Consider the following 9,036-nt stretch of genomic DNA (forward strand, 5'->3'; position numbering starts at 1 on the left):
GTCAGCAGGAGCACCACCAGCAGGGGCGCCTGGCGTTGCGCAAGGCCGTGGCGGCGGCCGAGACATTGCAACAGGTACAGGCCGAAGCGCGTCGCCAGGAGACTCGCGGCGCCCTGGAGCAGGGCGGCGACACCCATCCCGGCCAGGCCGCCGTCCTGGTTGGCATAGGCCGCCCAGGCGCCGTAGAGCACCGCGGCCGGCAGCGCCGCCAGCCACGGGTCGTCGGAGCGCTGCGCGAGTCCGCTCACCGGATGATCCTCTGCTGCACGTAGGGTTCGGCACCGGGCGCGAGGCGGACCATGCAGAGGATCTGGTCGCTGCTGCCGACGTGGGCGACGAAGTGGTCGTTGGTCCTGGCGTGGCTGGACATCGCCATGCGCGGGAAGAAATCCGGGGCGACGCTGCGTTGCCCGCCGGGTATCAGGCCGGTTTCCGCATCCAGGCGCAGGTTGGCGGACAGCGTGCCGACCACGTCGAGGGCCAGGTCGACCATGTCCGGGTTCTGGCGCGGCGCTTCCAGGTCCGGGTACAGCGTCGCTCCCGGAATCCGCGCGCTGAGGGCGCGGAACATGTTGTAGACCACAGGGTTGTAGGTCTTCGCCACGATCAGTGGCGGCAGCCCGCCGTTGCGCTCGCTGACCTGGCGCAGGAAGAACTGGTTGATCCGCTTGAACAGGCTGGTGCGGTGGTAGCGGTCGACCACCATCGCCGTCCACAGGTAGAGGAAACGCGTCGCGCCGCGGACGAAGTCCTTCGCGCCCAGGATGCCGATGATCCGTTCGCCCTCCGGATCGGTCGCCAGTACCAGGTGGTCGTAGGTCTCGAAGATATCCGGCTGGTTGCCGAAGTATTGCAGCACGTCGAACTGCGGCATTCCCTCTTGCAGGTCGGCGACTATCTTGCGCTTGAAGCCCTCGGGGAACTGCCGTTCGCGGCTGGAGTAGTCGAGGTCGAAGGCGTTTTTCTGCGGATCGCTGGTCATGGTCGTGGCTCGCCGGAGGAAGAGGCTGAAGGGCGCAGGACCAACTGGCGGTCCGTCGCGTCGGGGGCGTCGTCGGCGATACGGATGTACGCGCCGCGGGCCCAGAGTTCGTTGAGATCGGTGGCGCCGTCGAACGGCAGGCCGGAATTGCGGGTGGACAGCGCGTAGCGCGAGTTGTCGAAGTCCGCCAGGTCGATGACCATCCGCAGGGTCGCGGCGATCCGTGTGTTGAACGGGTTGGCCGGGTCGCTGTAGTCGAAGCGCCCGACGTTGACGCTGAAGTTGTCGCCGCCCTTGTTGTTCTTCAGGTCGAACAGCGCGCGCAACGGGGTCTTGTGGAAGGGCACGTGCTCGGCGAGGGCGGCGTGCGCCTCGCCCCACTTCCAGCCGCTCGGCGCGCTTCCGTGGGCGGCTCGCAGTTCGTCGAGGGCGCGGCGCAGCGACTGGTTCAGCTTGAGGTCGCAGCCTTGTTCCTGGCCGCACCAGAAGCGCAGGTCGGCCTGGCCGTCGAGGATCAGCCGGAGGAATCCGTCGTAGTTGCGCTGGTTCCAGCCGCTGGCCAGCAACTGCGTGCCGATCCTCGGTTGCAGCAGCTCGCGGGTGAAGGCGCGTACCCAGTAGCCGGCGATCAGTGGCGCGGCCAGGTCGGCGGCGGCCTGGTGGTTCCAGCCCTGGAGCAGGGCGAAGGCCTCGCTGGCGCGCAGTTCGGGGTCGCTGACCTGCTCCAGCATCTTCGGCAACAGGCTCGCCATCACGCTGGAGAACTCGTCGTTCTGCAACTCCAGGCTGTCTTCCAGGGTGCGCTGGCCGGGGCCGCCGAGCCACTCGCGGATGCGTTCGTAGCGGTAGGGCAGGACCCAGTCGTGGCCGAAGTCGAAGGCATTGTCGGGCGGCACGATGCGCTGGTTCGCCGTGGCGATGAACCCTTCGCGGGGGTTGAGGCTGCGTGGCTTGGCGCTTTCCGGAACGTAGCCGACCCAGTCGTAGCGGCTCTCCCAGCCGGGCGAGGGGGCCAGGCCATGGAGGTCGTCGTCGGCGCCGCGGAGCGGTACGCGACCGGCGGAGACGTAGCCGATGTTGCCCTCGACGTCGGCATAGACCATGTTCTGCGGCGGTACGCCGAAGTCGGCGGCGGCGTCGAGGAACTGTTCCCAGCCTTCGGCCCGGTTGATCGCCAGCAGGCTCGGGAAGGTCTTGTCGTGACGGTCGAGGCCGGTCCAGGCGAGGGCGATCACCAGCCGGTCGCGCTGCGCCTGCGGCAGCCGCGCCGGTTCGTAGATGTCGCTGATCACCGGGCCGTGGCGGGTGCTGCGGACCTCCAGCGAGACCGTCTCGCCGTCGCGCACGGCGATGCGTTCCAGGCGCGTCTCGAAGGGCCGGTAGCCGTCCGGGGTCAGGTAGCGCCGCGGGTCCTGGGGATCGACGCGCTCCAGGTAGGCGTCCTGGATGTGCGAGCCGGTATTGGTGTAGCCCCAGGCGATGCGCTGGTTATGGCCGATGACGAACAGCGGGGCGCCGGCGAAGTTGGCGCCGGTGAGGCTCAGGCCGGGGATCTTCAGGCTGGCCAGGTAGAAGGCCGCCGGGTTGGTCAGGCGCAGGTGCGGATCGTTGGCCAGCAGCGGCTTGCCGGTGGCGCTGCGGCTGGCGGAGACCACCCAGTTGTTCGAACCGATGCCCTCGACGTTGGAACCGGGCAGTTGCCCCAGCAGCTTGCCGGCGTCCGGCGTGCCGTGCAGGGAGCGGTACAGGCTGGTGTAGTCGCGGGTGGCCGGCGGCCGCTCGCCCGGATAGGGGGCGAACACCTCGTTGATCCGCGCCAGGTCCAGGTGCTCGGCCAGCGCCAGGCGCTGCAACTGCATGCCCAGGTTGGCGCTCAGGGTCCAGGAATAGAGCAGGTGCAGGGACAGGCTGTCCACCGGCCCCCAAGGCCCCGGCCGTTCGTGGCGCACCAGGCTGAATTCCAGCGGCAGCGCCGCCGGGGCCAGCCCCAGATAGGCGTTGATCCCGTCGCTGTAGCGTTGCAGCAGGACGCGCGTGGGCGCGTCCAGGTTGGCGTAGATGCCCTCGGCGGTGCGTCGGAAGCCCAGGGTGCGGGCGAACCTGTCCATCGGCAGGGTCTTGGCGCCGAACACTTCGGAGAGCGTCCCGCCGGCATAGCGGCGGGCGAACTCCATCTGCCACAGGCGATCCCTGGCGTGGCTGTAGCCGAGCAGGAAATAGCCGTCCTCCAGGTTCTGCGCGCGGATATGCGGGACGCCGGCGGCGTCCCAGGCGATCCGCCCCTCGTGTTCCAGGCCATGACCGACCTGGATCTCGCCGTACTTGAAGCCCAGCGGGACGGCCAGCAGGTAGACCGCGCAGGCCAGTAGCCCCAGCAGCAGGCCGCCGAGGGACAGGCGCCAGGCGTAACGTGCGTTCTTCGACATCGCTTCGAGTCTCCACGCCGACGGGTCAATAGACCCGCCGGTTCCGGTCCGCATGGCGACTGACGAAGAACACCAGCGAGACGCGCTCGCCGGCGGTCACCCGCTGGACCTCGTGGGGATAGCTGCAATCGCTGATGATCACCGAGCGCGGCTCCGGCTTGATGTCGTTGCGCAGGTTGCCATCGCGGTCGTAGACCACGAACTGGCCGCCGGAGAAGTAGGTGCCGAGCTGCAGGACAATGGAGTACTGGTAGTCCGGGTTGCTGTCGGTATCCAGGTGCCGGCCGATGAACGAGCCGGCCTTCATCCGGTTCACCTGCATGCGCCGCACGTAGAAGGCGTCGTCGCCCATCAGCTTGCGGAACAGGCTCATCACGTTGTCGTTGCAGACGCGCGGGATGATCAGCTCCGACAGCGCATGGTTGACCACCGTGGGACGGTCGCGGTCGGTCATGAAACGGGCCACGTAGAGGTCGTTCTCCTCGTCGGCGTCGCCGATCAGGATCTTCTCCCACGGCAGGGTCGAGTTGGCCAGGACCTGGTTCATCAGTTCCCAGTCCTGCTCGTCGTAGAGCGCGTCGCTGGGGGTGATATAGGCGCAGCCGTTGGCTGCCAGACTCTGGGTGATCTGGGCAATCTGAGTATTCATGGGGTTTCCTGTGTGATCAGGCGGTAGCCTGGGATGCGGGTTGGTTGGTGTGGGGCTGGTTGGCGGCATCGGTCTCCGGAGCGAGCCGGGCATGGTTCTCGCGGTACCAGTCGACGATTCCGAACGGGTCCGACTGGCCGCGGCAGAGGTGGTCGCGCAGGATCAGGAAGTTCTCCCACATGCCCCAGGTCTCGGTCATCGGGCCGAACTTCGAGGGGCGCGCCTCGTTGGCCGCGCGCTCCGGCGCGATGCGCCAGAAGTTCACTCCCGGCTTGCGATGGTGGAAGTCGTGGCTGGGCAGGTCCTGCATGAAGGAGAACACCCGCAGCGGGATGTCGATCAGCAGCACGCCCAGGCTCCAGCGAACGAACGCCAGGGCGAAGGCCAGGCCCTGCTTGTCGGCCGGATAGGGGCGGCCGAGGAAGCGTCCCCAGCTCAGCGAGCCGTAGTGCAGGAAGCGCGGCAGGCCGTGCTCGTTGCGGGCGAACCAGAGGTGCTCGGAGACGTGCTGGATCCACGACGAGTACTGGGTGAGGATGAAGATCGGGAACAGGTAGAACAGCGCGAACGCCTCCAGGTAGCCGCTGGCGTACACCAGGCCGAGCAGCGCGGCCCAGTAGAGCGCCCGGCTGACGCGCTCGTGGCGCGGGGCGGAGACGAAGCTGACGTCGAAGCGGAATTTCAGGTGCTCGAGGATCCGCGCCGGATGGAAGGGCGCGAGCACCAGGCGGGTCCAGAAGGCGCTTTCGGACATGCCCTTGTAGAAGCCGTGCTGCTTCATGAAGACCAGGTCGACGTCGTGCTCGGTATTGAAGGTGCGCACGCTGTGGTGTTCGTTCACGTGCAGCTTCACGTACTCGTCGCGCGGGGTGTGCAGGATCGGGATCGACAGGATCCACTTGCAGGTGAAGCGGGCCAGCGCCTTGTTCTCCAGGCTGGCGCCATGGGTGGTGTAGTGGAAGGTATGGAGGAAGCCACGCTGGCGGTTGACCACCAGGCACATGATCAGCGCGCCCAGCAGGCACTTCAGCCACAGCGGCTGCTGCGAGGCGAGCAGTTGCTGGCCGTAGATCACCGCGAGGAAGAACACCGCGTAGCCCCAACTGATGTGCAGGTAGAGCTGCCAGGGCTTGAGCAGGGTGTCTTTCGGCCGTCGCGGCGGGCGGTCGTTCAGCGACTTGCCGGTGACCCAGGTCCAGAACGGCTGGCAGGGCAGGTCCTTGTAGGTACGGCGCACGTCGATGCCGTATCCGTACTTGGAGTATCGGGTCTTGAACAGTTCATCTTGCATGGCGCAGGCGCTCCCTCGTTACAGGTAGTCGGTTCGGATGTAGAGCGTCGGGACGGTCGCGAAGAACGAGTAGAACGGCTCCATCCGGTAGTGATCGACGGCCAGCACGACGAAGTTGTCGAAGCGCTCGCCGAAGAGTTTTCCCATCAATGCGTACTCGGCGGCCTGGGAGACGAAGCTGGCCCAGATCTGCTCGCGCGACTGGCTGGCGAACCATTTCTCGTAGAGCGGCAGGCGCGACAGGAAGATCGATTCCAGGGCCGGGTAGTCCAGCCCGGTCTGGCCGTAGTCGCCCTGTTCCAGGCGCTGGACGATCTCGCCGTGGGCCCGGTGCCAGCCGTCCTCGCCGCCGCACATCTCGAAGAACGAGCAGGTCGCGGCCGGGCAGGGCAGGGCCCCGGCGATCCGCTCGAGCTGGCGCTCGACCTTGCCGAGGAAACCCTCGCGGGTCTCGCCAGTGGCGGGGTTGCGGTTGAACGACAGGTATTCGAACTCGCCGCCGAGGATCGCGTGGCGGATTTCCACCTGGCGCGCCCTGGCCAGCTCCGCCACCGCCTGCCCGGCGCTGACCAGCTTGGCGCCGGCCAGACCGGGCTGGTCGCCGACTCGCTCGAAGGTGTAGCGCGGCTTGCCCTCGGCATCGCTGGAGTGCGAGTAGTCCGGGCATACCGCGCTCACCAGGTGCAACGGACGGCCTTCGCCAGCGGCGCGCTCCAGCGCCTCCACCAGGCCGCGCAGGGCCCGCTCGCTGGGCGGCATGACGTTGCCGGCGGCCAGCCAGCGCTCGATGTCGCGGGCGTGGCGGTCGAGCTGCGGGATGTCCGGATGCTTGAGTTCCAGCTCGCTCTTGGCGTTGACCGCATCGGCCAGGAGCAGGGTGGTCAGGGACGGGATGCGTCCCTTGCTCTTGAAGCGGTGGATGTTGGTGACCACCGAGTTGCCCTGGCGCAGCTTGAAGTCGAATTCCTGGTGGCGCGACTGGAGGATCAGGTAGAACAGGTAGTTGCTGAACGGCAGCTCGCGCGCGCCGTGGGAGATGCGCAGCTCCAGATACCTGCGTTTCAGTTCGCCGAGGCGCGTTTCCAGTTGCGCATAGGTATGGTCGGGGACCACTTCGGCGAGGGGGAGGCCATACGAGATGGATTTCAATATGTTCCGGCTGAGACGGGAATCGATGTCTGGAATCATGGCGTTCACCTGACGTCGGGCTTGACCAGGACGGGAGCGGGCTGGGTTTTTCCGGGGAGGCTGTGCACGTCGCGGAACAGCAGCATGTCGACGAACTGCTGCTCCTTGTCGCCGGCGAAGCCCTGCGGCTCGTCGATGCGGCGGGGGTTCTCGTAGGTGCCGAACAACATGTCCCAGATCGGGAAGTCGCTGTAGTTGCACTCGTGGCGGTCGCGCTGGTGGTGGATGCGGTGCATCTCCGGGCGCTGGAACAGGTAGCCGAGGACGTGCGGGGTGCGCAGGTTCGAGTGGTAGAACATCTCGCCGAGCGCGGCGAACATGATGTAGTAGGCGCCGGCCTCGATGCTGATGCCCATCACCACGTAGGCGACGAAGCTGCCCAGCAGCGAGTTGAAGACCATCTCGGTCGGATGCTTGTAGAAGGAGGTGAATACCTCGATGCGTTGCGGCGCGTGGTGCAACTGGTGGAACAGCCGCCAGAGCGTGTCGTTGGCGTGGCGCGCGCGATGCCACCAGTAGGTGACGAAGGTGTTGACGAAGTAGGCGGCGAAGCCGGCCAGCAGTGGTGGCAGGGCATCCGAGGTGTGCAGCAGGCTGTGCCCCATCATCCATTTGTTCCAGGTGATGCCGGCGAGCAGGGCGATCGACACCTGGACGATGTTGAGGAAGATCACCCGGGCCACCCAGGTGCTCACCTTGGGCAATTTCCAGCCGGGAACCAACTGTTCCAGCATGAAGATGAATAGCGCCACTCCGATCAAGTAATAAATCATATTTATCTCCTCTTCCTTAGGGGCGGACGCCATGCGGAACTTTCATCGATACGAAAGGCCAGCGTCCTGTTTATTGTCTGAAGCACTTCTCGGCAGGCTGCGGTTATCGCTTCGCTATATTCGGAAGGCGATCTCGGTCAGGCGTGGATAGCTTGTCCATGGTCGAATGGAGCGCTCTTTTTAATTGCCTCAGAATGCGCTTCGTGAAAATCGGCACGGACAATGAAATGCCTGGTCGAATTAAATTGTCACAGCCCGGCAGGGACAACCTGCCCTTCCGGGCAGGTATCTGCGGAGAGATAGGGGGGGAAGTATGTAGTTGCCATTTCTGGTCCCCGGGGAGCCTCGTCGACGAGGCCCGCCATGGGCCAAGGTTTGTTGTCGGGAGGCCCTCCCGACGACGATGGAGCGTGCGAGAAGAACAATGAGAAAGACCGCCGTGAGGCCCATCGGAGAGCCGTTCTACGGTTTCCGCAAAGATCCGGGGCGCCGTCCCCTCCAGCACAGCGCAGTTCCTGCGCGGCGCCTCGTGTCCGTGCTCATCGAGAAATTCTCTTCAGCCTCGTTTCGTCGTCGCCCGGCGGGCGGCGAATGGGCTCGACCTCGTCCGGAACACCCGCACAGGGCCGGCGGCGATATGTACTTCCAGGTCCGGCTTGATAAAGGGAATTGTCATGAGTGGATAAGACGGAAACAAAAAAGAATAAAAACGCTGAAGAACCGAATCCTGCCGGGATCGATTGTTGACTGGTGAAGCTGGCATGCATGATGAGAGAGAGGGATATCTCGAGATTTTGTCAAGAATAACAACCGAGGAAGAGTTCTTCTCCCTGGTTCTCGAGATATGCGGTAATTATGGATTCGAATTCTTTTCATTCGGTGCGCGGGCGCCTTTCCCGCTGACCGCGCCTAAATATCATTTCTTGTCCAATTACCCAGGGGAATGGAAAAACAGATATATCTCCGAAGACTACACATCCATCGACCCGATCGTGCGCCATGGTCTCCTGGAATACACCCCGCTGATCTGGAATGGCGAAGACTTCCAGGAGAACCGTTTCTTCTGGGAGGAAGCGCTGCATCACGGCATCCGTCACGGCTGGTCGATCCCGGTCCGCGGCAAGTACGGGCTGATCAGCATGCTGTCCCTGGTGCGTTCCAGCGAGAGCATCGCCGCTACGGAAATCCTGGAGAAGGAATCCTTCCTGCTCTGGATCACCAGCATGCTGCAGGCTACCTTCGGCGACCTGCTGGCGCCGCGCATCGTCCCGGAAAGCAATGTGCGCCTGACCGCCAGGGAAACCGAGATGCTCAAGTGGACCGCGGTGGGCAAGACCTACGGCGAGATCGGCCTGATCCTGTCGATCGACCAGCGCACGGTGAAATTCCATATCGTCAATGCGATGCGCAAGCTCAACTCCAGCAACAAGGCGGAGGCCACCATGAAGGCCTACGCCATCGGCCTGCTCAACTGAATCGACGCCTCGTCGCCTAGCGAGGCCGCCGCGCAAGCGTCCGGCCATTCACCGAATGGCCGGATAGCGTTTGCGCCGGTTGCCTGAGCGCAGCCTTCCCACCGGCAGCGTTTCCCCGCTGCCCCCTTCGCCATTGCGCCCGTCCTCCTGTTGTCCGGCACGCTAGTGCAACTTTCCGGACGCTTGGCAAACCGGCCAAAGAATAGAACGGAATCGATGCCCCACACCTGTAATTTTTAAGGGGTTATGGCT

7 protein-coding genes and 1 pseudogene are annotated in these 9,036 nt (G+C 64.9%); 1 reads left to right on the forward strand and 7 read right to left on the reverse strand.

What is annotated here, in order from left to right; translation table 11 throughout:
- The 7 genes and pseudogenes from FFS27_RS23030 to FFS27_RS23060 all read right to left on the reverse strand — a co-directional run.
- Positions 1-248: pseudogene (locus FFS27_RS23030) on the reverse strand (hypothetical protein); the annotation flags it as partial.
- Positions 245-982: a hypothetical protein gene (locus FFS27_RS23035; protein WP_021264666.1), complete on the reverse strand. Its 738-nt coding sequence runs from the start codon at positions 980-982 to the stop codon at positions 245-247. The pseudogene FFS27_RS23030 and the gene FFS27_RS23035, both read right to left, overlap by 4 nt.
- Positions 979-3,408: a penicillin acylase family protein gene (locus tag FFS27_RS23040; RefSeq protein WP_021264667.1), complete on the reverse strand. Its 2,430-nt coding sequence runs from the start codon at positions 3,406-3,408 to the stop codon at positions 979-981. Before FFS27_RS23040 ends, FFS27_RS23035 begins: the two co-directional genes overlap by 4 nt.
- A gap of 25 nt (positions 3,409-3,433) precedes the next feature.
- Entirely contained in the window at positions 3,434-4,057 is a 624-nt protein-coding gene (locus tag FFS27_RS23045) for a 2OG-Fe(II) oxygenase (protein WP_003088147.1), read from the reverse strand.
- A 16-nt stretch (positions 4,058-4,073) separates the two neighbouring features.
- On the reverse strand, positions 4,074-5,348 hold the full coding sequence (locus tag FFS27_RS23050) for a fatty acid desaturase (protein WP_003102695.1): 1,275 nt from the start codon (positions 5,346-5,348) through the stop codon (positions 4,074-4,076).
- 18 nt (positions 5,349-5,366) lie between these two features.
- The gene (locus FFS27_RS23055) at positions 5,367-6,536 is read right to left on the reverse strand and encodes a hypothetical protein (RefSeq protein ID WP_003088150.1); all 1,170 of its coding nucleotides are present in this window, start codon (positions 6,534-6,536) and stop codon (positions 5,367-5,369) included.
- A 5-nt stretch (positions 6,537-6,541) separates the two neighbouring features.
- Positions 6,542-7,309, reverse strand: a complete 768-nt coding sequence (locus tag FFS27_RS23060; protein WP_003102692.1) for a sterol desaturase family protein — start codon at positions 7,307-7,309, stop codon at positions 6,542-6,544.
- A gap of 761 nt (positions 7,310-8,070) precedes the next feature.
- Here FFS27_RS23060 and qscR point away from each other — a divergent pair.
- Complete coding sequence (gene qscR / locus FFS27_RS23065; protein WP_023091923.1) at positions 8,071-8,784, forward strand: quorum-sensing transcriptional repressor QscR; 714 nt, start codon at positions 8,071-8,073, stop codon at positions 8,782-8,784.
- Positions 8,785-9,036 lie beyond the last annotated feature (252 nt).

This window comes from Pseudomonas sp. 2VD (genome assembly GCF_005503585.1).
GTDB classification, from domain to species: Bacteria; Pseudomonadota; Gammaproteobacteria; order Pseudomonadales; family Pseudomonadaceae; genus Pseudomonas; species Pseudomonas aeruginosa.